We start from the raw sequence: 24,785 nt of genomic DNA on the forward strand, positions 1-24,785 counted from the left end.
ATCCCAGTGACGACAAAACCCCACAGCCTGGGGCTGCGGGGTTGGGATGCTTGCTCAGCTAGACCTTTTCGACCTGGCTGAACTCTAGCTCTACCGGAGTAGAGCGACCGAAAATGAGCACCGCCACTTGGATCCGGCTCTTTTCGTAGTTAACTTCTTCAACCGTGCCGGTAAAATCGGCAAACGGTCCGTCGTTGACACGTACCGACTCACCTGGCTCGAACAACGTCTTCGGCTTCGGCTTGTCGCTACCATCAGCAACACGACGCAGAATCGCTTCTGCTTCTTTATCCGTGATTGGCGCAGGCTTATCAGCGGTACCGCCAATGAAACCCATCACCCGAGGAGTATCCTTGACCAAGTGCCAAGTACCCTCATTCATGTCCATCTGAACCAGCACATAACCTGGGAAGAATTTGCGCTCGCTTTTGCGTTTCTGGCCATTACGCATTTCAACCACTTCTTCAGTGGGAACCAGAATTTCGCCAAAGCCATCTTCCATGCCAGCCAGCTTTACGCGCTCTACCAACGAGCGCATGACATGCTTCTCGTAACCGGAGTAAGCATGCACAACGTACCAACGCTTAGCCACGGGACACCCTTAGCCGACAATCAAGGAAACAAGCCAGCCGAGCAGGGAATCAAGCCCCCACAACAGCAACGCCATAACCAGTACAACAGCCACAACAATCAATGTGGTCTGCGTGGTTTCTTGGCGAGTTGGCCATACGACTTTACGAATCTCGGTGCGAGCTTCCTTAACCAGTACAAAGAAAGACTTGCCCTTGACCGTCTGCAGGCCTACAAAGGCAGCTACAGCAGCAATGACAAGCAACGCAAGTACACGGTACAGGATCGGCGAAGCAGAGTAATACTGATTGCCAACAACGCCAACAACCACCAAAGCGACTACTACTAGCCACTTGAGTAGATCGAAGCGAGAGCCTTGAGCTTCAGCTTTAGGAGTCATCTATGAAGATCCTGTGAAAAGAAAGCCAGACACACAAAGTGAATCTGGCAGGTCAGGAGGGAATCGAACCCCCAACCTACGGTTTTGGAGACCGTCGCTCTGCCAATTGAGCTACTGACCTAAAACAAAATCAGGCCGACCATTATGCCGGCCCGAAAAAGACATTACAACAACTTACTCGATGACTTTTGCTACGACACCAGCACCGACGGTACGACCGCCTTCACGGATAGCGAAACGCAAACCATCTTCCATCGCGATGGTCTTGATCAGGGTAACGGTCATTTGAACGTTATCACCTGGCATCACCATTTCAACGCCTTCTGGCAGCTCGCAGTTACCAGTCACATCAGTCGTACGGAAGTAGAACTGTGGACGGTAGCCTTTGAAGAATGGCGTATGACGACCACCCTCCTCCTTGCTCAGAACGTAAACCTCAGCAGTGAACTTGGTATGCGGCTTGACAGTGCCTGGCTTGACCAGAACCTGGCCACGCTCAACATCATCACGCTTGGTACCACGCAGCAGAACGCCGCAGTTCTCGCCCGCACGACCTTCGTCGAGCAGCTTGCGGAACATTTCAACACCAGTACAAGTAGTTTTGACAGTGTCACGAAGACCAACAATCTCAACTTCTTCCTGAATGCGGACAATGCCACGCTCAACACGACCAGTCACAACAGTACCGCGACCGGAGATCGAGAACACATCCTCGATCGGCATCAGGAACGGCTTGTCGATAGCACGCTCAGGCTGCGGAATATAGCTATCCAGTGTCTCGACCAACTTCTTGACGGCAGTAGTACCCATCTCGTTGTCGTCTTGACCATTCAGCGCCATCAGCGCCGAACCAATAATGATCGGAGTGTCATCACCTGGAAAGTCGTAAGTGCTCAGCAGATCGCGCACTTCCATCTCAACCAGTTCCAGCAGCTCAGCATCGTCAACCATGTCAGCCTTGTTCAGGAAGACAACAATGTACGGAACACCAACCTGACGGGACAACAGGATGTGCTCACGGGTTTGCGGCATCGGACCATCAGCGGCCGAGCAAACCAGGATAGCGCCATCCATCTGAGCAGCACCAGTGATCATGTTTTTTACGTAGTCGGCGTGACCAGGGCAGTCAACGTGCGCATAGTGACGCACAGCCGAATCGTACTCAACGTGAGCAGTATTAATGGTGATACCGCGAGCTTTCTCTTCTGGAGCGCTATCGATCTTGTCGAAGTCAACCTTTGCCGAACCGAAAACCTCGGAGCAGACACGGGTCAGGGCGGCGGTCAAAGTCGTCTTGCCATGGTCTACGTGACCAATGGTGCCAACGTTGACGTGCGGCTTGTTACGTTCGAACTTTTCCTTAGCCATCGAAATCACCCCTAGCAGAAGAATTAAGCAAGTAGTATCAGCCATTAAAACAAAGGCAGATATTTTCATATCTGCCTTGTTATATGGAGCTCTTGAGCGGATTTGAACCGCTGACCTCACCCTTACCAAGGGTGTGCTCTACCAACTGAGCTACAAGAGCGCAACACTTTGCAGGACCTGCAAACTTGGAGCGGGTAGCGGGAATCGAACCCGCATCATCAGCTTGGAAGGCTGAGGTTCTACCACTAAACTATACCCGCGGAGCTTGCAGCTCTCGCTAAAAATGGTGGAGGGGGAAGGATTCGAACCTTCGAAGTCGTAGACGTCAGATTTACAGTCTGATCCCTTTGGCCGCTCGGGAACCCCTCCTAAGCGAGCCGGCATTCTATATCATGCCAGCCTTCTGTCAAGCATTTTCTCATTAAAAACCTGAGGTTAGCTGCGTTGACCTCGCCTCACACTGCTAACCGTTAAAGGTCTTCACTGCGAAGCGGGCGCCATTCTATGCAAACTATTCGGCGGGTGCAACCCCCTCGCACGGCATTATTTTATGTTTTAACTCATTGAATTCTTTAGAAAGGTTTTGCAACTGCGAGTCACCCAGCAAACGCCGGCTTTCCGGGGCTATGCGCACCCAGTAACCAGCATATTCGGTGAGATCCTTCGGCAAGGACTGAAACTTGATATCCATGTCACTCAACCGACGCTCGATTACCTGGGCGACTTCCTGTCGAGCAGAACCTCCCAGATAGAGGCAACCGCTATCCGCCTGCGTAGATTTACCTTTGTCTCGAGCCGTATCAGTCGCCTCGCTCAACAAACGAATATCCTGCTGCGAGCCGCGATACAAGCTCAAGGGGGTTACATCTTTCGCGCGAAGCGGAGCCTCCTGCTGGTGCCAGACGTAATAGAACACATTGAGAACAAGCAACAGCAGAAACAACCAACGCATAAAAACCTCAGGACAAGGGACATGCCATCGCCAAACCTACAAATACCAGGTCTGGAACCACCCTGGCCTTGGGCACAATCTCGGAGACCAGATCCGCATCCCCCCCAGTCAGGAATACAGCGAAATCCTCTCCCCAATAGCTACGCGCCAACTCTAGCTGAGTCATGACAAAACCTCTCAACATCAGCAAGCAACCTCGCTCGACTGCCTCGACGGTTGTACGGCCAGGAACGAGACTCTCCAAAGCGCGCTCGGCAGCAAGATCTCCATAGCGAATTCTACGGGTGTGGGTGCGCAACTGGTTGCGCATCAAAGACATTCCAGGACAGATAAATCCTCCGAAATGCTCGCCATCCCCGGCGATAAAGTCAGCCGTAACCGCCGTACCAAAGTCGAGCACCAGACAAGCACCCGAAGCCAGATGAAATCCTCCGAGCATTGCAAGCCAGCGATCGAGCCCTAGTCGCTCGAACTCCTCATAGCCATTTCGTACCCCGGACATTTCGCGAGCCGGTGCCGCACACACTGCGGAAACACCGAAAGCCTCTGCCAGCAGAGAAATCAATGCACTAGTCTCTTCGGCGGTTCTAACGCTGACCAACCGACAATGCGTGAGAGTGAGTCCCTTGAGCCCTTTCAAGCTCTCCAGCAATGCCAGATCCGAATCAACGACACCCTCACCAACCACCCGCCGAACATCCGCGCCGAGCACTCGCCATTTGATGAAACTGTTTCCGCAATCGAGCTCAAGAATCATCACGCAACCTCAGGCTGAGCTCACCACCACTAAAGACTTTTTCCACACCATCCACCTTCAAGCGCAAGGCACCCTGACCATCGATACCCAGCACCTCTCCATCTATCTGACTCACACCGGCTATCAACGACACCGCCCGCCCCTGCCATAGATGATTTTGCTCCCACTCCGCCTGGATAGCTGAAAATCCACTGACTTGGTGGCGACTCAAGTAGGCCTGAAGCATCAACCCTAACTCCGCAACCAGGTGATTGCGATCAACAGCCTTACCCAACTCAAGTCGCATGGACGTCCATTGCTGATCAACCTCATCAGTCATCTGCATGTTCACATTGATTCCGACACCAATCACCACGTGACAAACATCAGCAGGATCCCCCACCAATTCGAGCAGTATTCCAGCGATCTTTTTCTGACCAACCAGAACATCATTGGGCCACTTCAACCCCACGCCCGAAACACCCAGCTCTCGCAAGGCCTGCATTACCGCAAGCCCGACAACAAGACTCAAGCCCTCCAGCTGCCGCATCCCACCATCAATACGCAGCACCAGACTGTAATAGATGTTTTCCGCGAACGGACTGACCCATTTGCGTCCACGCCGTCCGCGACCGGCCGTTTGCCGCTCAGCGAGCACCAGAAATGGCGTAGGCTGGCCACACTCGATAGCGCGCAAGGCCTCAGCGTTGGTAGAGTCAATTGAGTCGAAGACTAGAATGGGCCACTCACAAGAAGGCGCCCCCGCGCTTATCTCTGCAGGATCAAGCAGCGTCAATGGCGCAGCCAGTTGATAACCGCGACCGCGCACTTTGTGAATGGATAAACCGAGTTCAGCCTCCAAATGCTGAAGTTGCTTCCATACAGCGCTACGACTGACACCCAAGGCAGCGCCCAGAGCCTGGCCCGAATGGAATCGGCCATCCTTAAGAAGCTTTAACAACGTCAGCATGCAAGTCTCGCCTCACAATGAGGCCCGCATGATAGCCATGCCCCGGGCCGTTGCATAGAAACCCTACAAGCGAGATTTTCCCGCAGACAAAACAAAACCCCTACCTGCATACGCAGATAGGGGTTTCGGAATTTAATCTTGACGATGACCTACTCTCACATGGGGAAACCCCACACTACCATCGGCGATGCATCGTTTCACTGCTGAGTTCGGGATGGGATCAGGTGGTTCCAATGCTCTATGGTCGTCAAGAAATTCGGTAGCCAGGTCGTTTTCTCTTGCGAGATCACGCTCCAGCGAATGGGTATGTGATAGATCTGGTGTTTCGTGAGTGTCACAAACTTTCGGTTCGTTTCGTCTTCACACACCGCAATCTGGTGCCCGTTCGGGCCAACAAATTGCTTGGGTGTTATATGGTCAAGCCTCACGGGCAATTAGTATTGGTTAGCTCAACGCCTCACAGCGCTTACACACCCAACCTATCAACGTCGTAGTCTTCGACGGCCCTTCAGGGGACTCAAGGTCCCAGTGAGATCTCATCTTGAGGCTAGTTTCCCGCTTAGATGCTTTCAGCGGTTATCTATTCCGAACATAGCTACCCGGCAATGCCACTGGCGTGACAACCGGAACACCAGAGGTTCGTCCACTCCGGTCCTCTCGTACTAGGAGCAGCCCCTCTCAAATCTCAAACGTCCACGGCAGATAGGGACCGAACTGTCTCACGACGTTCTAAACCCAGCTCGCGTACCACTTTAAATGGCGAACAGCCATACCCTTGGGACCGGCTTCAGCCCCAGGATGTGATGAGCCGACATCGAGGTGCCAAACACCGCCGTCGATATGAACTCTTGGGCGGTATCAGCCTGTTATCCCCGGAGTACCTTTTATCCGTTGAGCGATGGCCCTTCCATACAGAACCACCGGATCACTAAGACCTACTTTCGTACCTGCTCGACGTGTCTGTCTCGCAGTCAAGCGCGCTTTTGCCTTTATACTCTACGACCGATTTCCGACCGGTCTGAGCGCACCTTCGTACTCCTCCGTTACTCTTTAGGAGGAGACCGCCCCAGTCAAACTACCCACCATACACTGTCCTCGATCCGGATAACGGACCTGAGTTAGAACCTCAAAGTTGCCAGGGTGGTATTTCAAGGTTGGCTCCACGCGAACTGGCGTCCACGCTTCAAAGCCTCCCACCTATCCTACACAAGCAAATTCAAAGTCCAGTGCAAAGCTATAGTAAAGGTTCACGGGGTCTTTCCGTCTAGCCGCGGATACACTGCATCTTCACAGCGATTTCAATTTCACTGAGTCTCGGGTGGAGACAGCGCCGCCATCGTTACGCCATTCGTGCAGGTCGGAACTTACCCGACAAGGAATTTCGCTACCTTAGGACCGTTATAGTTACGGCCGCCGTTTACCGGGGCTTCGATCAAGAGCTTCGCGTTAGCTAACCCCATCAATTAACCTTCCGGCACCGGGCAGGCGTCACACCCTATACGTCCACTTTCGTGTTTGCAGAGTGCTGTGTTTTTAATAAACAGTCGCAGCGGCCTGGTATCTTCGACCGGCATGAGCTTACGGAGCAAGTCCTTCACCCTCACCGGCGCACCTTCTCCCGAAGTTACGGTGCCATTTTGCCTAGTTCCTTCACCCGAGTTCTCTCAAGCGCCTTGGTATTCTCTACCCAACCACCTGTGTCGGTTTGGGGTACGGTTCCTGGTTACCTGAAGCTTAGAAGCTTTTCTTGGAAGCATGGCATCAACCACTTCGTGTTCTAAAAGAACACTCGTCATCAGCTCTCGGCCTTGAAATCCCGGATTTACCTAAGATTCCAGCCTACCACCTTAAACTTGGACAACCAACGCCAAGCTGGCCTAGCCTTCTCCGTCCCTCCATCGCAATAACCAGAAGTACAGGAATATTAACCTGTTTTCCATCGACTACGCTTTTCAGCCTCGCCTTAGGGACCGACTAACCCTGCGTCGATTAACGTTGCGCAGGAAACCTTGGTCTTTCGGCGTGGGTGTTTTTCACACCCATTGTCGTTACTCATGTCAGCATTCGCACTTCTGATACCTCCAGCAAGCTTCTCAACTCACCTTCACAGGCTTACAGAACGCTCCTCTACCGCATCACCTAAGTGATACCCGTAGCTTCGGTGTATGGTTTGAGCCCCGTTACATCTTCCGCGCAGGCCGACTCGACTAGTGAGCTATTACGCTTTCTTTAAAGGGTGGCTGCTTCTAAGCCAACCTCCTAGCTGTCTAAGCCTTCCCACATCGTTTCCCACTTAACCATAACTTTGGGACCTTAGCTGACGGTCTGGGTTGTTTCCCTTTTCACGACGGACGTTAGCACCCGCCGTGTGTCTCCCATGCTCGGCACTTGTAGGTATTCGGAGTTTGCATCGGTTTGGTAAGTCGGGATGACCCCCTAGCCGAAACAGTGCTCTACCCCCTACAGTGATACATGAGGCGCTACCTAAATAGCTTTCGAGGAGAACCAGCTATCTCCGAGCTTGATTAGCCTTTCACTCCGATCCACAGGTCATCCGCTAACTTTTCAACGGTAGTCGGTTCGGTCCTCCAGTTAGTGTTACCCAACCTTCAACCTGCCCATGGATAGATCGCCCGGTTTCGGGTCTATTCCCAGCGACTAGACGCCCTATTAAGACTCGCTTTCGCTACGCCTCCCCTATTCGGTTAAGCTCGCCACTGAAAATAAGTCGCTGACCCATTATACAAAAGGTACGCAGTCACCCAACAAAGTGGGCTCCCACTGCTTGTACGCATACGGTTTCAGGATCTATTTCACTCCCCTCTCCGGGGTTCTTTTCGCCTTTCCCTCACGGTACTAGTTCACTATCGGTCAGTCAGTAGTATTTAGCCTTGGAGGATGGTCCCCCCATATTCAGACAAAGTTTCTCGTGCTCCGTCCTACTCGATTTCATGACCAAGAGATTTTCGCGTACAGGGCTATCACCCACTATGGCCGCACTTTCCAGAGCGTTCCGCTAATCTCAAAGCCACTTAAGGGCTAGTCCCCGTTCGCTCGCCACTACTAAGGGAATCTCGGTTGATTTCTTTTCCTCAGGGTACTTAGATGTTTCAGTTCCCCTGGTTCGCCTCTTAAGCCTATGTATTCAGCTTAAGATACCTAACTTATGTTAGGTGGGTTCCCCCATTCAGACATCTCCGGATCAAAGTCTGTTTGCCGACTCCCCGAAGCTTTTCGCAGGCTACCACGTCTTTCATCGCCTCTGACTGCCAAGGCATCCACCGTATGCGCTTCTTCACTTGACCATATAACCCCAAGCAATCTGGTTATACTGTGAAGACGACATTCGCCGAAAATTCGCGATTAAACTCACAAATTTTACCTTAGCCTGATCCACCACCAGTGAAAGTGGCGTTCAGTCTATCTTTCTATCACATACCCAAATTTTTAAAGAACGATCTAGCAAAAGACTAGAAATCAACATTCACCATCATCACAATGGAATGCTCATTTCTAAGCTTTCAACAACAGAAGCAGTTAGTGGTGGAGCCAAACGGGATCGAACCGTTGACCTCCTGCGTGCAAGGCAGGCGCTCTCCCAGCTGAGCTATGGCCCCGTATTTCTACAGGCGTTTCCCACACAAAATTGGTGGGTCTGGGCAGATTCGAACTGCCGACCTCACCCTTATCAGGGGTGCGCTCTAACCAACTGAGCTACAGACCCAATTTCGGGCTGCTTCTTATCGTCTTCTTCAATGAATCAAGCAATTCGTGTGGGAACTTATGGAGCAGCTGATGTCGTCGATTAAGGAGGTGATCCAGCCGCAGGTTCCCCTACGGCTACCTTGTTACGACTTCACCCCAGTCATGAATCACACCGTGGTAACCGTCCTCCCGAAGGTTAGACTAGCTACTTCTGGTGCAACCCACTCCCATGGTGTGACGGGCGGTGTGTACAAGGCCCGGGAACGTATTCACCGCGACATTCTGATTCGCGATTACTAGCGATTCCGACTTCACGCAGTCGAGTTGCAGACTGCGATCCGGACTACGATCGGTTTTCTGGGATTAGCTCCACCTCGCGGCTTGGCAACCCTCTGTACCGACCATTGTAGCACGTGTGTAGCCCAGGCCGTAAGGGCCATGATGACTTGACGTCATCCCCACCTTCCTCCGGTTTGTCACCGGCAGTCTCCTTAGAGTGCCCACCATTACGTGCTGGTAACTAAGGACAAGGGTTGCGCTCGTTACGGGACTTAACCCAACATCTCACGACACGAGCTGACGACAGCCATGCAGCACCTGTCTCAATGTTCCCGAAGGCACCAATCCATCTCTGGAAAGTTCATTGGATGTCAAGGCCTGGTAAGGTTCTTCGCGTTGCTTCGAATTAAACCACATGCTCCACCGCTTGTGCGGGCCCCCGTCAATTCATTTGAGTTTTAACCTTGCGGCCGTACTCCCCAGGCGGTCAACTTAATGCGTTAGCTGCGCCACTAAGAGCTCAAGGCTCCCAACGGCTAGTTGACATCGTTTACGGCGTGGACTACCAGGGTATCTAATCCTGTTTGCTCCCCACGCTTTCGCACCTCAGTGTCAGTATCAGTCCAGGTGGTCGCCTTCGCCACTGGTGTTCCTTCCTATATCTACGCATTTCACCGCTACACAGGAAATTCCACCACCCTCTACCATACTCTAGCTCGACAGTTTTGAATGCAGTTCCCAGGTTGAGCCCGGGGATTTCACATCCAACTTAACGAACCACCTACGCGCGCTTTACGCCCAGTAATTCCGATTAACGCTTGCACCCTCTGTATTACCGCGGCTGCTGGCACAGAGTTAGCCGGTGCTTATTCTGTCGGTAACGTCAAAACAGATACGTATTAGGTAACTGCCCTTCCTCCCAACTTAAAGTGCTTTACAATCCGAAGACCTTCTTCACACACGCGGCATGGCTGGATCAGGCTTTCGCCCATTGTCCAATATTCCCCACTGCTGCCTCCCGTAGGAGTCTGGACCGTGTCTCAGTTCCAGTGTGACTGATCATCCTCTCAGACCAGTTACGGATCGTCGCCTTGGTGAGCCATTACCTCACCAACTAGCTAATCCGACCTAGGCTCATCTGATAGCGCAAGGCCCGAAGGTCCCCTGCTTTCTCCCGTAGGACGTATGCGGTATTAGCGTCCGTTTCCGAGCGTTATCCCCCACTACCAGGCAGATTCCTAGGCATTACTCACCCGTCCGCCGCTCGCCACCAGGTACAAGTACCCGTGCTGCCGCTCGACTTGCATGTGTTAGGCCTGCCGCCAGCGTTCAATCTGAGCCATGATCAAACTCTTCAGTTCAAACATCTTTGGGTTTTGAGAAAACCCTAAACTTGGCTCAGCAATCGTTGGTTACATCTTTGATTTCTCGCGGAGTAACTTGTGATGCTGATAATCTTGTTGACTATCAGTCTGACTCCACAAGCACCCACACGAATTGCTTGATTCAGTTGTTAAAGAGCGGTTGGTTAAGATCTTTCGTCTCAACCGAGGCGCGCATTCTACAGCAGCCTCTGTTACTGTCAAGCGGTTATTTTCAGAAGTTTTCAAAGTTTCGCTTGGAAATCCTTAACAACTTCAACCACTTGCGCTTCCGATCTCTCGTTAGCGGGAGGCGAATTCTACAGCGTTACTCGCTGCTGTCAACACCTCTTTTTCTCCGCTTTCGACCGAGAAGATCGAACCGTTAAAAGAGCCAAACAACACTGCCCTTTCAACTCCTTCTGGCTTCGATGAACTGAAGCGTAACCGCTGTCGAAAACTGCGTAACTCTTTGTTTACCAAGGAGTTTTCCGTTTCGACTGCGCCGGAAGTGGGGCGAATTATAGACTTCCAGAATCTGCCGTCAACCCCTAATTTCAGCTTTATTCGGATTTGAGCGTAATACGCGCAAATGCCTTCTTCCCAGCCTGGCAAACATGGGTCGCGCCCCGTACGTATATAAAGGTGCGATCGACAACCTCACCATCTATACGCACACCACCAGAGCCCAGAAGGTCGCGCGCCACGGCGGAGTTCTTCACCAGACCTGCCTTATTAAGGACGGCAGCGATCGGCATATCTTCGGTAGCGGTCAATTCGATCTCTGGCAGATCATCAGGCAGCTCACCGTCTTTCATACGATTGCCCGCCGCACGATGAGCATTGGCCGCAGCTTCTTCACCATGGAAGCGCGCAACGATCTCTTCGGCCAGCTTGATCTTGATATCACGCGGGTTCGCACCCGCTTCGACGTCAGCCCGCAAAGCATTGATCTCTTCCATGGAACGGAAGCTGAGCAATTCGAAGTAACGCCACATCAACACATCAGGAATAGAGACCAGCTTGCCGTACATGACACCCGGCGCCTCCTGGATACCGACGTAGTTGCCCAGCGACTTGGACATCTTCTTCACGCCATCCAGACCTTCGAGCAACGGCATGGTCAGAATGCATTGAGCCTCCTGACCATAACTACGTTGCAGCTCACGCCCCATCAGCAGGTTGAACTTCTGATCGGTACCGCCCAGCTCTACATCCGCGCGCAAAGCGACCGAGTCATAACCCTGAACCAGCGGATAGAGGAACTCGTGAATAGCGATTGGCTGATTGGTCGTGTAGCGCTTGTCGAAGTCGTCGCGCTCGAGCATGCGAGCCACGGTGTACTGCGAAGTCAGGCGAATGAAGTCGGCTGGCCCCATCTGATCCATCCAGGTGGAGTTGAACGCCACTTCGGTCTTGGCTGGATCAAGAATCTTGAAGACCTGAGTCTTGTAGGTCTCGGCATTGTCGAGAACCTGCTCACGGGTGAGCGGAGGACGTGTCGCGCTCTTGCCGCTCGGATCACCGATCATCCCGGTGAAGTCACCTATAAGGAAGATCACCTGGTGACCCAGATCCTGAAATTGGCGCAGCTTATTAATAAGCACGGTATGACCCAGGTGCAAATCCGGCGCGGTCGGATCGAAGCCTGCCTTAATACGTAGCGGCTGGCCACGCTTGAGCTTTTCGATCAGCTCGGACTCGACCAACAGTTCTTCCGCACCACGTTTGATCAGCGCTAGCTGCTCTTCAACCGACTTCATAACAGACCCGCAAGGCTCGAATTCAAAGGGAACCAACCATACAAGATCGCGCACCAAATACAAGTTTTGCCCGGCGCACGGACACCAATCCACGGACAGAGCGTCCGCAGGCTTGCCTCAGAGATGATTTGGTTATATTTTATACAGTTATTTCGTCTTCATCATGTCATTCATCTTTTCCAATTCATTTTTTCAAAGTCAAAATTACCTATGACCACAGAACCGTCTAAAGCGCCACCGCTTTACCCGAAGACCCACCTGCTCGCAGCAAGTGGTATCGCCGCCCTTCTCAGCCTGGCGCTTCTGGTATTCCCTTCCAGTGATGTTGAAGCCAAAAAGACGACCCTGAGTCTTGAACTGGAAAGCCCTGCAGAACAACTGACACAAGATCAAGACGCCGCCGGTGCCGTCCAAGCCACAAATGAGCCGGCAGCCTCCCCTTTCACGCAGATCGAAGACAGCGCCAAAGATACTCAGGAAACCGCCCAGGTCGCCCCCACGCCAATCGTCGAAGAAAAGAAGGCGCCAGGCCACAGAGAAGTGATCGTTGCCAAAGGCGACACTCTCTCGACTTTGTTCGAGAAAGTCGGTCTTCCGGCCACTTCGGTGCATGAAGTACTGGCCAGCGACAAGCAGGCCAAGCAGTTCAGCCAACTCAAACATGGCCAGAAGCTCGAGTTCGAACTGAGCCCGGATGGCCAGCTGACCAATTTGCACAGCAAAGTCAGTGACATGGAAAGCATCACCCTGACTAAGAGCGACAAGGGTTTCGTGTTCAACCGCATCACCGCGAAACCGACCGTTCGCTCCGCCTACGTTCATGGCGTGATCAACAGTTCGCTGTCGCAATCTGCCGCCCGAGCCGGTTTGTCCCACAGCCTGACCATGGATATGGCCAGTGTGTTTGGCTATGACGTCGACTTCGCCCAGGATATTCGCCAAGGTGACGAGTTCGATGTGATCTATGAACAGAAGGTCGTCAACGGCAAAGCAATCGGCAACGGCCCGATCCTCTCCGCACGCTTCACCAACCGCGGCAAGACTTATACCGCGGTGCGCTACACCAACAAACAAGGCAACAGCAGCTACTACACGGCTGACGGCAACAGCATGCGCAAGGCGTTTATCCGTACCCCGGTAGACTTCGCCCGCATCAGCTCGAAATTCTCCATGGGCCGCAAGCACCCGATCCTGAACAAGATCCGCGCCCACAAGGGTGTCGATTACGCCGCCCCACGCGGTACGCCGATCAAGGCTGCCGGTGACGGCAAAGTATTGTTGGCAGGTCGTCGCGGCGGTTACGGCAACACCGTGATCATCCAGCACGGCAATACCTACCGTACGCTGTACGGCCATATGCAAGGCTTCGCCAAAGGCGTCAAGACTGGCGGCAGCGTCAAGCAAGGTCAGGTGATCGGCTACATCGGCACCACCGGTCTCTCCACCGGCCCGCACCTGCACTACGAATTCCAGGTCAATGGCGTGCACGTCGATCCATTGGGCCAGAAAGTAGCGATGGCCGATCCGATCTCCAAAGCTGAACGCTCACGCTTCCTCGCGCAAAGCCAACCGCTGATGGCGCGCATGGATCAAGAGAAAACCACCCAGCTGGCTTCGAGTAAACGCTAAGCCATGGCGCTCTATATAGGTGTGATGTCCGGGACCAGCCTTGATGGCCTGGACATTGCGTTGATCGAGCAAACCCCGGCGATCAAGCTGATCGCCACCCATTACATCCCTATGCCTGATTCCCTGCGCGCCGAGCTGCTTGGCTTGTGCGCCAGCGGCCCGGACGAGATTGCCCGCTCCGCCATCGCCCAGCAGAACTGGGTGAAACTGGCCGCACAGGGCATTCACACTCTCCTCGACCAACAAAACCTGAAACCCGCCGACATTCGCGCGATTGGCAGCCACGGCCAGACCATTCGCCACGAGCCGGCGCGCGGGTTCACGGTGCAAATCGGTAACCCGGCCTTGCTCACCGAACTGACCGGCATCACCGTAGTCAGCGATTTCCGCAGCCGCGATGTAGCCGCAGGCGGGCAAGGCGCGCCATTGGTTCCAGCCTTTCACGAAGCCCTGTTTGAAGATCGGTCTGATAACCGCGCAGTGCTGAACATCGGTGGGTTCAGCAACCTCAGCCTGATCGAGCCCGGCAAGCCTGTTGCCGGGTTCGACTGTGGCCCGGGGAACGTTCTGCTGGATGCCTGGATTCACCAGCAACGCGGCGACAACTTTGATCGTGACGGCCAATGGGCTGCCAGCGGCAAAATTGAACCTGTTCTGTTGAACGCGCTGCTCAGTGATCCGTTCTTTGTGACCCAAGGCCCGAAGAGCACCGGCCGCGAAGTGTTCAATCTGCCGTGGCTGATGCAGCATCTGTCACAATTGCCAACCTTCGCTACCGAGGACGTACAGGCCACGCTGCTTGAGCTGACCGCGCTGACCATCATCGAGTCGTTACGAAGCGCCCAATCGGATACTGAGGAACTTCTTGTCTGCGGCGGTGGCGCGCACAATGCCACGCTGATGAAGCGCTTGGCCAGTCTGTTGCCGAACGCAAAAGTCAGCAGCACCGCGACTCATGGTGTAGACCCGGACTGGGTCGAGGCCATGGCCTTCGCCTGGCTGGCCCATTGCTGCCTGGAAGGTATCGCGGCCAACCGACCGAGCGTCACCGGTGCTCGCGGCTTGCGCATTCTCGGCGCCATCTACCTCGCCTGATCATGAATCCCGGACAGCAAAACGCCGCAGAATCCTGAAACCCTGCGGCGCCTGTTGATGCAGTGAGGTGCGATCAGATCGAGAACGAAGAGCCGCAGCCACACGTGGTGGTAGCATTCGGATTCTTGATCACGAAACGCGAACCTTCCAGACCTTCCTGGTAATCCACTTCGGCACCTGCCAGGTACTGGAAGCTCATCGGATCGACCACCAGGCTGACGCCTTCGCGCTCGACGATGGTGTCGTCATCGGCCACTTCTTCATCGAAGGTGAAGCCGTATTGAAACCCTGAACAACCGCCGCCCGTAACGAATACGCGCAGCTTCAAGCGATCATTCCCCTCTTCATCGACCAGGCTCTTCACCTTGTGCGCGGCACCGTGGGTGAATTGCAAAGCCGTGGGGGTGAAGGATTCGACGCTCATGCTGACTATCTCCCGGCGTTACGCCGCCATAATGCGTGATGACGCGCATTATCCGCTTCTCCCAGAAAATCGGTCAACTATTGTTACGGTATATCAATCAACCCAATCGCCAGACCAAAATGCAAAAAGGCCCGTTCAACGGGCCTTTTTGCTAAGCGGGATACAGCCTTACGGCAGCATGCCTGCATGGGAGAGGCCCAAGCGCTCATCCAGGCCGAACAGGATATTCAGGTTCTGCACCGCCTGACCCGACGCGCCCTTGACCAGGTTATCAATGACCGACAACACCACCACCAGATCACCATCCTGCGGACGATGCACAGCGATACGGCAAACGTTGGCACCGCGCACGCTGCGGGTTTCCGGATGGCTGCCAGCGGGCATCACATCGACGAACGGTTCATTGGCATAACGCTTTTCAAACAGCGTCTGCAGATCCACCGAACGATCCACGACAGTCGCGTAGAGCGTCGAGTGAATGCCGCGGATCATTGGCGTCAGGTGCGGAACGAAGGTCAGACCAACGTCCTTGCCCGCGGCACGACGCAGCCCCTGGCGGATTTCCGGCAAGTGACGGTGCCCTTTGACGGCGTAAGCCTTCATGCTTTCCGACGTCTCGGAGTACAGAGAACCTACAGAAGCGCCACGACCGGCACCGCTGACGCCGGATTTGCAGTCTGCGATCAAACGAGTGGTATCGGCCAGACCGGCTTCAAGCAATGGCAGGAAGCCCAATTGCGTGGCAGTCGGGTAGCAACCCGGCACGGCGATCAGGCGCGCTTGCTTGATCTGCTCGCGATTGACTTCCGGCAAGCCGTAGACCGCCTCCTCCAGCAGTTCCGGCGCGCCGTGCGGCTGGCCGTACCATTTGGCCCACTCATCGGCGTCTTGCAGACGGAAGTCTGCCGACAAGTCGATGACCTTGGTACCGGCAGCCAGCAACTCACCCGCCAGGGCATGGGCGACACCATGCGGCGTGGCGAAGAACACTACGTCGCAGGCGCCCAATGTCTTGATGTCCGGAACGCTGAACGCCAGGCCGTCGTAATGACCTCGCAGGTTCGGGTACATATCAGCCACGGCCAGGCCGGCCTCGGATCGGGAAGTGATCACCACCACTTCTGCCTGCGGATGCTGTGCCAACAGACGCAGCAGTTCGACACCGGTGTAACCCGTGCCGCCGACGATACCGACCTTGACCATAAACCTGCCCTCAACGAACCCACTGGAAAGCCGTCGATAATAGGGCGCGCGCGGCCCTGCGACAACCGTCAAGGTGACGTGCGGACGCTCATGTGTCCCGTCTCGGGCATACGTTCAAGTTTTGGCGAGTGGATTTTGTTGCCAGACAAGGCACCGCGACGAGTCATAGCCCGCTATGGCGAGGAGTGGCAACGCAGTATGGCGACAAAAGACGCCGCCAAAATTGAACAGTTATGTCCGAGACGGGACACTTTCTCTACTATCTTCGCTACCGTGAACCTGGGAATAACTAAAAATGCTTTATCTGTGGCTCAAAGCGCTTCACATCATCAGCATGGTCTGCTGGTTTGCCGGCCTGTTCTACCTGCCGCGCCTGTTCGTCTATCACGCCCAAAGCGAAGACACCGTCAGCAAGGAACGCTTCAGCATCATGGAGCGTAAGCTGTACCGGGGCATCATGGGCCCGGCGATGATCGCCACATTGGCGTTCGGCATATGGCTGATCAGCCTCAACCCGAGCGCCTATTTCAGCCAAGGTGCGTGGATGCACGCCAAGTTGACCCTGGTGGTGATCCTGATCGGCTACCACCACATGTGCGGCGCACAGGTAAAACGTTTTGCCCGTGGCGAAAACACCCGCAGCCATGTCTTTTATCGCTGGTTCAACGAAGTGCCGGTTCTGATATTGCTGGCTATCGTAATTCTGGTCGTCGTCCGGCCGTTTTAAATCTGACAGGCACACTCACCCGGGGTACTTCCAATGTCGCTGCCCGCTTTGCTCGAACAACGTTTGCGTCTGCCCGTGGTGGTGGCGCCGATGTTCCTGATTTCCAACCCCGAACTGGTGCTCGCCTGCTGCCGTAATGGCGTGATGGGCAGTTTCCCCGCGCTGAACCAGCGTGAGAGCAGCGGTTTCAAGGCCTGGCTGGAAGAAATCGAAGCAGGGCTGGCGACACAGGAAAACCCCGCGCCTTACGCAGTGAACCTGATCGTCCACAACAGCAACCCGCGATTGCAGGCAGACCTGGCGATCTGCATCGAGCACAAAGTACCGATCGTGATCACCAGCCTCGGCGCAGTGAAGGAACTGGTCGATGCCGTGCATGGCTACGGCGGCTTGGTGTTTCACGACGTGACGACACGTCGCCACGCTGAAAAAGCGGCCCTGGCCGGTGTGGACGGTTTGATCGCTGTGGCTGCGGGCGCCGGTGGTCACGCCGGGACCTGGAGCCCGTTCTCGCTGATCGCCGAAATTCGCCAGTTTTTCGACAAGACCCTGTTGCTGGCCGGCTGCCTGAACCATGGCCACGAGATTCTTGCCGCGCAATTGCTCGGTGCGGATCTGGCCTACTTCGGTACGCGATTTATCGGCACCACGGAAAGTCATGCGCCTGACGCTTATAAGGAGATGCTGCTGACTTCCAGAGCTGCGGACATCGTCCATACTCCAGCGGTGTCGGGAGTACCGGCCAGCTTCATGCGTCAGAGCCTGGAGGCTGCCGGTTTCGACATGGCGGCACTGCAAGGCAAGGGCGAGGTGAGTTTCGGTTCAAAGCTCAAACCGTTGAGTGATGAAGCCAAAGCCTGGAAAACCGTGTGGTCCGCAGGCCAGGGCGTCGGAGAAATCGAGGACCTGCCGAGTGTCGATCAACTGGTCGCACGTCTCGACGCCGAATACCGTAACGCGCTGGAACTGGCAGCGGCGCTGCCCAAGCGCTGGCCGCGCTGACAGGAAAAACTTGGCCAGCCCCTCCCGGCTGGCCTTACACTTCATGTTTGCAACACTTTCTATCAAACTCTCGCGACAAGGATGCCTCGGCCATGAGCGAAAACCGTTTCAAGATCGTCTTCGATGGTGCTCTGCTGCCAGGTGTTGACGCCTGCACCGCAAAGTTCAATCTCGCCGAGTTGTTCAAAAGCGATATCGCTGCCATCGAACGCCTGTTCAGTGGCCGGACGGTTGCACTCAAACGCGATCTGTCACACACCGACGCGCAGACTTATCTTCAGGCACTGTCGAAAACCGGCATCGATGCCCGAATCGAAACAGAACCCTCGATCGAGCTGAACCTGTCCGACGTTCACGAACCCTCCCCTGCGCCTAACCAATGGGCATCGCCAGACGCCGAATCACCTTATGCGCCACCGCACGCCTCCGTCGGTGAGGCATTACCAGAGTTCGGCCCACTCAAGGCCTTCACATTCACAGGACGCATCGGCCGTCTGCGCTATCTGGCCTGGACAATGGCCTTGACGCTGGTATTGATGGGAGTCGCCGGGGTGTTCGTCTCCATCGGTTTGTCACTCATTGCCCTTACGTCAACGGTTGGTCTGGTAATCGGCGGATTGGTAGGCACGGCGATATGCATCGCGTTTATCGTTGTCAGCATTCAGATCAGCGTTCAGCGCCTGCACGACCTGGGTTGGTCCGGATGGATTTATCTACTGACACTGGTGCCATTCGTGGGCGGGCTCCTGCCAATTTTACTGGCGGTACTGCCGGGCAATACCGCAGCCAACCAATACGGCGCACCACCACCGCCCAACAGCACCGCGGTAAAATTACTTTGTGCCCTTTGGCTGGTGTTCGTCGCGGTTGTATTCATTAGCGCAGTCACCGGCGGCATCGGTGCTCTGCAGGATGAATATGAAAGTGCTACCGAGAGCAGCTATGACAGCTCGATGACCACCGACGAAGTTGAAGTCGAGCCGGCCGAAGAGGCCGAACAAGCGCCAAATTCATCCGATGATGCAGCCGAAGCAACCGAGCCCCCTGTAGACTCTGAGAAAGAATGAACAGCGCTCCCCGCCCGTGACACCTGCGTCGCTGGCGCGGAGCCGTTGCGATGGAGAACTGCATGACCCGTTACGCTCTGATCACTGGCGCTTCCAGCGGCATCGGCCTGGCGATGGCCGAAGCGCTGGCCCGGCGCGGCCGCAGCCTGATTCTGGTGGCCCGACAGCGTGATCAGCTGGAAAGTATTGCGATTGAACTGACTCAACGTTTTGGTGTGGAAGTGTTGTTTCGTGCCTGTGACCTGGGCGAGCCGCTGAGACTGTCCGGTTTTCTACTGGAGCTGGAAGAAGGCGACCGGCAGATCGATCTGCTGGTCAACTGTGCCGGCATCGGCACTTGCGGCCCGTTCCTGGCCCAGGACTGGATGACCGAGCAAGACCTGATCGAAGTGAACATCCTGGCCCTCACTCGCTTGTGTCATGCCATCGGCAACAGCATGGCCTTGCAGGGCGGTGGGCAGATTCTGAACGTCGCCTCGGTGGCGGCGTTCCATCCCGGCCCATGGATGAGCACTTACTACGCCAGCAAGGCTTATGTGCTGCACTTCTCCGAAGGTTTACGCGTCGAACTGAAAAAATGCGCGGTCAAGGTGTCGGTGCTCTGCCCCGGCCCGACCCGCACGGCGTTTTTCCGCACCGCGCAACTGGACACCGACAAACTGGTCGAGAGCAAACTGCTGATGAGCCCCGAGGAAGTCGCGCTCTATACCGTGCGAGCCCTGGAGAAAAATCGCGCCATTATTATCCCCGGTCGCCTGAATCGCTGGTTCGCCTTCCTGCCGCGGCTCGGCTCGCGTTGGCTGACCCGAACAATCGCGGGCATGGTCAACAAGGCGTACTGCCCCCGCTGACCACCCTAAAGGTAAAAAGCTGGGCTCGAACATGGCCCATGAGTACACTCATGCCAGCCCAAACAACGGAGAAAACAGCTGTGGATACTCTGTTCACCAAGATCATCAACCGGGAAATCCCGGCCAGGATCATTTACGAGGACGACCAGGTACTGGCCTTCCACGACATCGCGCCACAGGCCCCCGTGCACTTTCTGGTGGTCCCGAAGAAACCGGTGCGCACCCTTAACGACCTCACCGAGGACGACAAGGCACTGGCTGGGCACATACTGTTCACCGCACAGCGTCTGGCTCTGGAGCTGGGCTGTGAAGAAGGCTTCCGGGTGGTCATGAACTGCAATGAACTGGGCGGGCAGACCGTTTATCACATTCATATGCACGTGCTGGGTCAACGCCAGATGCACTGGCCGCCGGGCTGATTCACCTCCCTTCCCTTGTAGGAGCGAGGCTTGCCCGCGAAGCTTTTGGCGCACATGAGGACGCCTTCGCGGGCAAGCCTCGCTCCTACAGGATTGGTGTCACTCCCACCGGAAATGACCCAGCGCAAACCCTCCCCGGCCGATTCGGTTAAACTGGCCGCCGAGATTCTTTCCGGAGGTCAGCATGACTACCCAACGTCACTACTCGCCGATTGACCGTCTTCTGCTGCAAGCCGATGCCGCGATGCGTACTTTGCTGCCCTTCAGCGGCCAGCCGTACCGTCCGTCGCCAGCCATCGTGCAGCCGGATGCAGCAATGAGCGACGAGGACACCCGACACGTCGCCGGTTTGATGCGCATCAACCATACCGGCGAAGTCTGCGCCCAGGCGCTGTATCAAGGTCAGGCCCTGACCGCCAAGCTGCCGCAAGTGCGCGCCGCCATGGAGCACGCCGCCGAAGAAGAAATCGACCATCTGGTCTGGTGCGAACAACGCATTCATCAGTTGGGCAGCCACACCAGCATCCTCAATCCGCTGTTCTACGGTATGTCGTTCGGGATTGGAGCGGTGGCGGGGTTGATCAGCGACAAAGTCAGTCTGGGTTTCGTTGCCGCCACCGAGCATCAGGTCTGCAAACACTTGAACGAACACCTTGAGCAACTGCCGGCCGAGGACGAAAAATCCCGGGCGATCCTTGAGCAGATGCGCATCGATGAAGAACACCACGCTGAAAGCGCGCTGGATGCGGGCGGCTTCCGCTTCCCGGCACCGGTAAAGTTCGGCATGAGTCTGTTGGCCAAGGTGATGACCAAGAGTACTTATCGGATCTGACGCAAGCGTCGTCAGATCGGGCCTCTTCGCGAGCAAGTCGGATCGCCGCACCGCCGCTCCCACACTGGAACTGTGTCCACAGAACTAATGTGGGAGCGGCGGTGCGGCGATCCGACTTGCTCGCGAAGGCCATCACACGGTCTATCTGACAGCAATAAAAAAGGCGACTACCGCAAGGTAGTCGCCTTTTTTGTGTCCGAAAAATCTTAGCTCGGCATGTTGCGCGCATAGAAGATTTCGAGCATTTCGTGTTTCACACGCTCAGTCACCTGAGCACGTTGCTCAGAGGACAGGTTGCTGGTCGCGTCGCCGAACAGGTAGTTATCCAGTTCGAAGTTCTTCAGCAGCATTTTGGTGTGGAACAGGTTTTCCTGATACACGTTCACGTCGGTCATCTGGTACGCGTCGCGGGTGTCTTCGGAGAGGTAGTTCTGGATCGAGTTGATCTCGTGATCGATAAAGTGCTTCTTGCCCTCAACGTCACGGGTGAAACCGCGCACGCGGTAATCCACAGTCACGATATCCGAATCGAACTGGTGAATCAGAAAGTTGAGCGCCTTGAGCGGTGAAATGACGCCACAGGTCGACACGTCGATGTCCACACGGAACGTCGCGATACCGTCCACCGGATGGATTTCCGGGTAGGTGTGCACCGTGATGTGGCTCTTGTCGAGGTGGGCCAGGATGATCTCGGGCAGCGGGCCCGGAGACTCTTCGATCTGACTATCGGTCGGGGTCACCGGCTCTTCAGAGATCAGAATCGTGACACTGGCGCCCTGGGGTTCATAATCCTGACTGGCGATGTTCAGGATATTGGCACCAATGATATCGACAACTTCTGTGAGGATCTGCGTCAGGCGCTTGGCGTTGTACTCTTTATTGATGTACTCGACGTAAGCCTGTTGGTCTTGCGGGGTTTCCGCGTAGCAGATGTCATAGATGTTGAAGCTCAAGGTCTTTGTCAGGTTATTGAACCCGTGGAGCTTGAGTTTGCTTTTCACCGTTAAAAACTCTCTATGTATTGCGGGCTGGCCGCGTGATCAAGCATGCCCGTCAGATGCGAACGACGCACCTGCGTAGGACGGTTAACACCTCTTCGCGATGGCGATTTTGGTTGTCTGTTCAGGCAAGCGATCTGTCGGCTGACCGATCACTGCCCTGAAAAAAGTGGCGCATTATGCAGACGTCAGCTACGGATCGCCAGAGTCTGCACTGCTTTTATGATAGTTGAATGTCGATTCAACCGAGCTCGATGATCTCGTAATCATGGGTAATCGCCACACCGGCCGCGCCCAGCATGATCGAGGCAGAGCAATACTTCTCGGCCGAGAGCTCAATGGCGCGCTTGACCTGAGCTTCTTTCAGCCCACGGCCCTTGACCACGAAGTGCATGTGGATCTTGGTGAAAACCTTCGGATCTTCGGTCGCACGTTCGGCTTCGAGGAAGGCTTCGCAGCTTTCGACGGCCTGACGGGACTTCTTGAGGATGCTGACCACATCGAAGTTACTGCAACCGCCAACACCCAGCAGGAGCATTTCCATCGGCCGGACACCCAGGTTACGACCACCGGCATCGGGCGGACCGTCCATGACCACGACATGACCGCTACCGGATTCACCGAGGAACATGGCTTCGCCAGCCCATTGGATGCGTGCCTTCATCGCCAAGACTCCACTGTCTAAAAAAGGGTCGCCAGCTTAGCACAGGGCCCTTGATTGGCAGCGCTTCGCCTTCCTAAGACATAACCATCTTCGTCGTAGGTAAATTCTCGAATCTTGAAGGAATGTGTCTGTTAAGCTGGCGCCAACCCAGTGGCGCATAGCCATCTTTGTAGCGAATAAAAAGATCGCGGACTTCGCCAACGCCTACAAAAAAACAAACACACCGTGCAGTCTTTTCGGGATACAACCATGGTTGCTATTACCCCCACACCCAGAATCAAGAACCTCGACAAACTGTTGATGCACTGCCAGCGCCGTCGTTATGCCGTCAAGAGCAACATCATTTGTGCCGGCGACCGCTCGGACACGCTGTTTTTCATCATCAAGGGTTCGGTGACCATCCTGATTGAAGATGACGACGGCCGTGAAATGATCATTGCCTACCTCAACACCGGCGACTTTTTCGGCGAACTGGGTCTGTTTGAGCAAGCCGGGCTGGAACAGGAACGCAGCGCCTGGGTACGCGCCAAAGTCGAATGCGAAGTCGCGGAAATCAGCTACGCGAAATTCCGCGAGCTGTCCCAACAGGATCCAGACATTCTTTACGTGCTCAGCGGACAAATCGCACAACGCCTGCGCAATACCACGCGCAAGGTCGGCGACCTGGCGTTCTTCGACGTGACCGGTCGCGTTGCACGCTGCCTGCTGGAGCTGTGCAAGCAACCAGACGCCATGACCCACCCGGACGGAATGCAGATCAAGGTGACCCGTCAGGAAATCGGCCGGATTGTCGGTTGTTCGCGGGAGATGGTCGGTCGCGTGCTCAAGGATTTGGAGGAGCGCAACCTGGTCGACGTCAAAGGCAAAACCATGGTGGTCTTCGGTACGCGCTAGGCTCGAAACCTTAAGCTTCGAAAACTTGAGCTTCGAAAAGCAAGCTTCGAAAAACTTAGACTCCGAGCATTTCTGCCAGCAACTGGCGGTATAGAGCGTCAAGCCGTTCCAGCGCCTCAGGAGCGGCAAATTTTTCATGCAGGGCGATGTGGCTTTCAGCGCGAACCCGCTGTTCCAGGCCACAGGCTTCGTTGAAGCGATTGACCGACGCGACCATTGACTCTCGCTCGTTATCAATCAACATCGCCCCATGTACCAGACCGACCGGACGCTGACCGCCCTTGCTCTGGCGCCAGCGCTGAGCCGTGCCGACCATCTTGCGGCCATCGAGGTTGACGTTGAAACGGCCGTCGCAGAACGCACCCTCGATTTCACCCAGGGACGACACACCGCCCAACTCATCAAGCAGCTGACAAATCGGGTCGCAGAGCCGACGATAAGCGGTTTCGATCCGATTCTGGTCACCTTCGCTGCGCGGTGGCGCATAGACCAGCGCGATGTTGATCGTCGATGCCGATTGCGGCACCGGCTCACCACCGGTTTCACGCAGCAGTACCGGCCAACCGGCGGTGGCGGAGACTTCGCACGCTGCCTCGAACTGTGGCAGACGATTCAAGCGCCGGGGCATGACCAACGCGCGGTCAGTGGGTTGCCAGAACAGCAGGCCGAATTCTGACTCACCGGCGCACACATGGGCCAACAGATCCTGTTCGGCGAGCAGGCCGGCTTCGATGGTCAGAGGGGTTGGTGAGGTCATAAGGTATTCCATAGGACGATCAGTCTGTGGCGCATCCTATGCCGCCTTCGCGAGCAAGCCCGCTCCCACATTAGCCAGCGTCCATCCAGGCACCGCTGATCAACTGTGGGGAGCGGGCT

General features: G+C 55.3%; 21 protein-coding genes, 6 tRNA genes and 3 rRNA genes. 9 read left to right on the plus strand and 21 right to left on the minus strand.

What is annotated here, in order from left to right:
- Positions 1 to 58 precede the first annotated feature (58 nt).
- The 16 genes from nusG to tyrS form a co-directional block, all read right to left on the minus strand.
- A complete protein-coding gene (nusG, locus tag ACA044_RS27595; RefSeq protein WP_007896622.1) occupies positions 59 to 592 on the minus strand; it encodes a transcription termination/antitermination protein NusG in 534 nt (177 codons plus the stop codon).
- Between the two features lie 9 nt (positions 593 to 601).
- A complete protein-coding gene (secE, locus tag ACA044_RS27600; RefSeq protein WP_007896620.1) occupies positions 602 to 970 on the minus strand; it encodes a preprotein translocase subunit SecE in 369 nt (122 codons plus the stop codon).
- 45 nt (positions 971 to 1,015) lie between these two features.
- Positions 1,016 to 1,091, minus strand: a tRNA-Trp gene (locus ACA044_RS27605).
- A gap of 53 nt (positions 1,092 to 1,144) precedes the next feature.
- Positions 1,145 to 2,338, minus strand: coding sequence for an elongation factor Tu (tuf, locus tag ACA044_RS27610; RefSeq protein WP_007896619.1), 1,194 nt, complete (start codon positions 2,336 to 2,338; stop codon positions 1,145 to 1,147).
- An 84-nt stretch (positions 2,339 to 2,422) separates the two neighbouring features.
- Positions 2,423 to 2,498 (minus strand) — tRNA-Thr (locus ACA044_RS27615).
- 26 nt (positions 2,499 to 2,524) lie between these two features.
- Positions 2,525 to 2,598: transfer RNA gene (locus tag ACA044_RS27620), tRNA-Gly, on the minus strand.
- A 24-nt stretch (positions 2,599 to 2,622) separates the two neighbouring features.
- Positions 2,623 to 2,707 (minus strand) — tRNA-Tyr (locus ACA044_RS27625).
- 142 nt (positions 2,708 to 2,849) lie between these two features.
- A complete protein-coding gene (locus tag ACA044_RS27630) occupies positions 2,850 to 3,290 on the minus strand; it encodes a hypothetical protein (protein WP_497444106.1) in 441 nt (146 codons plus the stop codon).
- 7 nt (positions 3,291 to 3,297) lie between these two features.
- Entirely contained in the window at positions 3,298 to 4,047 is a 750-nt protein-coding gene (locus ACA044_RS27635; RefSeq protein ID WP_497444107.1) for a pantothenate kinase, read from the minus strand.
- A complete protein-coding gene (gene birA / locus ACA044_RS27640; RefSeq protein WP_497444108.1) occupies positions 4,037 to 4,996 on the minus strand; it encodes a bifunctional biotin--[acetyl-CoA-carboxylase] ligase/biotin operon repressor BirA in 960 nt (319 codons plus the stop codon). Before birA ends, ACA044_RS27635 begins: the two co-directional genes overlap by 11 nt.
- Before the next feature lie 136 nt (positions 4,997 to 5,132).
- A 5S ribosomal RNA gene (gene rrf / locus ACA044_RS27645) occupies positions 5,133 to 5,248 on the minus strand.
- A 161-nt stretch (positions 5,249 to 5,409) separates the two neighbouring features.
- A 23S ribosomal RNA gene (locus tag ACA044_RS27650) occupies positions 5,410 to 8,301 on the minus strand.
- 236 nt (positions 8,302 to 8,537) lie between these two features.
- Positions 8,538 to 8,613 (minus strand) — tRNA-Ala (locus ACA044_RS27655).
- Positions 8,614 to 8,643: 30 nt separating this feature from the next.
- Positions 8,644 to 8,720 (minus strand) — tRNA-Ile (locus ACA044_RS27660).
- 82 nt (positions 8,721 to 8,802) lie between these two features.
- Positions 8,803 to 10,341 (minus strand): 16S ribosomal RNA (locus ACA044_RS27665).
- Together the 16S, 23S and 5S rRNA genes with 2 tRNA genes alongside form the textbook arrangement of a ribosomal RNA operon.
- 563 nt (positions 10,342 to 10,904) lie before the next feature.
- A complete protein-coding gene (gene tyrS / locus ACA044_RS27670) occupies positions 10,905 to 12,104 on the minus strand; it encodes a tyrosine--tRNA ligase (RefSeq protein ID WP_497444109.1) in 1,200 nt (399 codons plus the stop codon).
- Positions 12,105 to 12,314: 210 nt separating this feature from the next.
- Here tyrS and ACA044_RS27675 point away from each other — a divergent pair, with 210 nt between their 5' ends.
- Together ACA044_RS27675 and ACA044_RS27680 are read left to right on the plus strand one after the other, a co-directional pair.
- Positions 12,315 to 13,733, plus strand: a complete 1,419-nt coding sequence (locus tag ACA044_RS27675) for a peptidoglycan DD-metalloendopeptidase family protein (protein ID WP_497444110.1) — start codon at positions 12,315 to 12,317, stop codon at positions 13,731 to 13,733.
- Positions 13,734 to 13,736: 3 nt separating this feature from the next.
- Positions 13,737 to 14,828, plus strand: a complete 1,092-nt coding sequence (locus tag ACA044_RS27680; RefSeq protein ID WP_497444111.1) for an anhydro-N-acetylmuramic acid kinase — start codon at positions 13,737 to 13,739, stop codon at positions 14,826 to 14,828.
- 73 nt (positions 14,829 to 14,901) lie between these two features.
- Here ACA044_RS27680 and erpA read toward each other — a convergent pair whose 3' ends face one another.
- Together erpA and argC are read right to left on the minus strand one after the other, a co-directional pair.
- A complete protein-coding gene (gene erpA / locus ACA044_RS27685; RefSeq protein ID WP_007906865.1) occupies positions 14,902 to 15,252 on the minus strand; it encodes an iron-sulfur cluster insertion protein ErpA in 351 nt (116 codons plus the stop codon).
- Between the two features lie 168 nt (positions 15,253 to 15,420).
- On the minus strand, positions 15,421 to 16,455 hold the full coding sequence (argC, locus tag ACA044_RS27690) for an N-acetyl-gamma-glutamyl-phosphate reductase (RefSeq protein ID WP_497444112.1): 1,035 nt from the start codon (positions 16,453 to 16,455) through the stop codon (positions 15,421 to 15,423).
- Between the two features lie 295 nt (positions 16,456 to 16,750).
- Between argC and hemJ the strand changes: the two genes are divergently transcribed.
- From hemJ to coq7, 6 genes are all read left to right on the plus strand, one after another.
- The gene (gene hemJ, locus ACA044_RS27695) at positions 16,751 to 17,182 is read left to right on the plus strand and encodes a protoporphyrinogen oxidase HemJ (RefSeq protein ID WP_497444113.1); all 432 of its coding nucleotides are present in this window, start codon (positions 16,751 to 16,753) and stop codon (positions 17,180 to 17,182) included.
- A 33-nt stretch (positions 17,183 to 17,215) separates the two neighbouring features.
- Complete coding sequence (locus ACA044_RS27700) at positions 17,216 to 18,184, plus strand: NAD(P)H-dependent flavin oxidoreductase (RefSeq protein WP_497444114.1); 969 nt, start codon at positions 17,216 to 17,218, stop codon at positions 18,182 to 18,184.
- 92 nt (positions 18,185 to 18,276) lie between these two features.
- Positions 18,277 to 19,251: a DUF805 domain-containing protein gene (locus ACA044_RS27705; RefSeq protein ID WP_497444115.1), complete on the plus strand. Its 975-nt coding sequence runs from the start codon at positions 18,277 to 18,279 to the stop codon at positions 19,249 to 19,251.
- A gap of 62 nt (positions 19,252 to 19,313) precedes the next feature.
- Complete coding sequence (locus tag ACA044_RS27710) at positions 19,314 to 20,102, plus strand: SDR family NAD(P)-dependent oxidoreductase (RefSeq protein ID WP_497444116.1); 789 nt, start codon at positions 19,314 to 19,316, stop codon at positions 20,100 to 20,102.
- An 80-nt stretch (positions 20,103 to 20,182) separates the two neighbouring features.
- Positions 20,183 to 20,521, plus strand: a complete 339-nt coding sequence (locus ACA044_RS27715) for a histidine triad nucleotide-binding protein (RefSeq protein ID WP_454187960.1) — start codon at positions 20,183 to 20,185, stop codon at positions 20,519 to 20,521.
- Between the two features lie 184 nt (positions 20,522 to 20,705).
- Positions 20,706 to 21,353 (plus strand): 2-polyprenyl-3-methyl-6-methoxy-1,4-benzoquinone monooxygenase, encoded by a 648-nt coding sequence (gene coq7 / locus ACA044_RS27720; protein ID WP_497444117.1) that lies wholly within the window; start codon positions 20,706 to 20,708, stop codon positions 21,351 to 21,353.
- Between the two features lie 206 nt (positions 21,354 to 21,559).
- Here coq7 and speD read toward each other — a convergent pair whose 3' ends face one another.
- Both speD and ACA044_RS27730 read right to left on the minus strand, forming a co-directional pair.
- Positions 21,560 to 22,354: an adenosylmethionine decarboxylase gene (gene speD / locus ACA044_RS27725; protein WP_018928874.1), complete on the minus strand. Its 795-nt coding sequence runs from the start codon at positions 22,352 to 22,354 to the stop codon at positions 21,560 to 21,562.
- Positions 22,355 to 22,592: 238 nt separating this feature from the next.
- On the minus strand, positions 22,593 to 23,015 hold the full coding sequence (locus ACA044_RS27730) for an OsmC family protein (protein WP_007941657.1): 423 nt from the start codon (positions 23,013 to 23,015) through the stop codon (positions 22,593 to 22,595).
- A 249-nt stretch (positions 23,016 to 23,264) separates the two neighbouring features.
- On the opposite strand from ACA044_RS27730, the gene crp reads away from it, so the two are divergent.
- Positions 23,265 to 23,909: a cAMP-activated global transcriptional regulator CRP gene (crp, locus tag ACA044_RS27735; RefSeq protein ID WP_497444118.1), complete on the plus strand. Its 645-nt coding sequence runs from the start codon at positions 23,265 to 23,267 to the stop codon at positions 23,907 to 23,909.
- Between the two features lie 55 nt (positions 23,910 to 23,964).
- Here crp and ACA044_RS27740 read toward each other — a convergent pair whose 3' ends face one another.
- Complete coding sequence (locus ACA044_RS27740) at positions 23,965 to 24,666, minus strand: lipoate--protein ligase family protein (RefSeq protein WP_497444119.1); 702 nt, start codon at positions 24,664 to 24,666, stop codon at positions 23,965 to 23,967.
- Positions 24,667 to 24,785: the final 119 nt, after the last annotated feature.

The sequence above is a fragment of the Pseudomonas sp. LBUM1673 genome (assembly GCF_059695645.1).

Coding starts and splice junctions, on each gene's coding strand:
- tuf (WP_007896619.1), bottom strand. CDS start 2,338: ATGGCTAAGGAAAAGTTCGAACGTAACAAGCCGCACGTCAACGTTGGC.
- ACA044_RS27680 (WP_497444111.1), top strand. CDS start 13,737: ATGGCGCTCTATATAGGTGTGATGTCCGGGACCAGCCTTGATGGCCTG.
- argC (WP_497444112.1), bottom strand. CDS start 16,455: ATGGTCAAGGTCGGTATCGTCGGCGGCACGGGTTACACCGGTGTCGAA.
- tyrS (WP_497444109.1), bottom strand. CDS start 12,104: ATGAAGTCGGTTGAAGAGCAGCTAGCGCTGATCAAACGTGGTGCGGAA.
- ACA044_RS27700 (WP_497444114.1), top strand. CDS start 17,216: ATGTCGCTGCCCGCTTTGCTCGAACAACGTTTGCGTCTGCCCGTGGTG.
- ACA044_RS27730 (WP_007941657.1), bottom strand. CDS start 23,015: ATGAAGGCACGCATCCAATGGGCTGGCGAAGCCATGTTCCTCGGTGAA.
- crp (WP_497444118.1), top strand. CDS start 23,265: ATGGTTGCTATTACCCCCACACCCAGAATCAAGAACCTCGACAAACTG.
- birA (WP_497444108.1), bottom strand. CDS start 4,996: ATGCTGACGTTGTTAAAGCTTCTTAAGGATGGCCGATTCCATTCGGGC.
- erpA (WP_007906865.1), bottom strand. CDS start 15,252: ATGAGCGTCGAATCCTTCACCCCCACGGCTTTGCAATTCACCCACGGT.
- coq7 (WP_497444117.1), top strand. CDS start 20,706: ATGACTACCCAACGTCACTACTCGCCGATTGACCGTCTTCTGCTGCAA.
- ACA044_RS27705 (WP_497444115.1), top strand. CDS start 18,277: ATGAGCGAAAACCGTTTCAAGATCGTCTTCGATGGTGCTCTGCTGCCA.
- hemJ (WP_497444113.1), top strand. CDS start 16,751: ATGCTTTATCTGTGGCTCAAAGCGCTTCACATCATCAGCATGGTCTGC.
- ACA044_RS27740 (WP_497444119.1), bottom strand. CDS start 24,666: ATGACCTCACCAACCCCTCTGACCATCGAAGCCGGCCTGCTCGCCGAA.
- ACA044_RS27635 (WP_497444107.1), bottom strand. CDS start 4,047: ATGATTCTTGAGCTCGATTGCGGAAACAGTTTCATCAAATGGCGAGTG.
- ACA044_RS27675 (WP_497444110.1), top strand. CDS start 12,315: ATGACCACAGAACCGTCTAAAGCGCCACCGCTTTACCCGAAGACCCAC.
- ACA044_RS27630 (WP_497444106.1), bottom strand. CDS start 3,290: ATGCGTTGGTTGTTTCTGCTGTTGCTTGTTCTCAATGTGTTCTATTAC.
- secE (WP_007896620.1), bottom strand. CDS start 970: ATGACTCCTAAAGCTGAAGCTCAAGGCTCTCGCTTCGATCTACTCAAG.
- ACA044_RS27710 (WP_497444116.1), top strand. CDS start 19,314: ATGACCCGTTACGCTCTGATCACTGGCGCTTCCAGCGGCATCGGCCTG.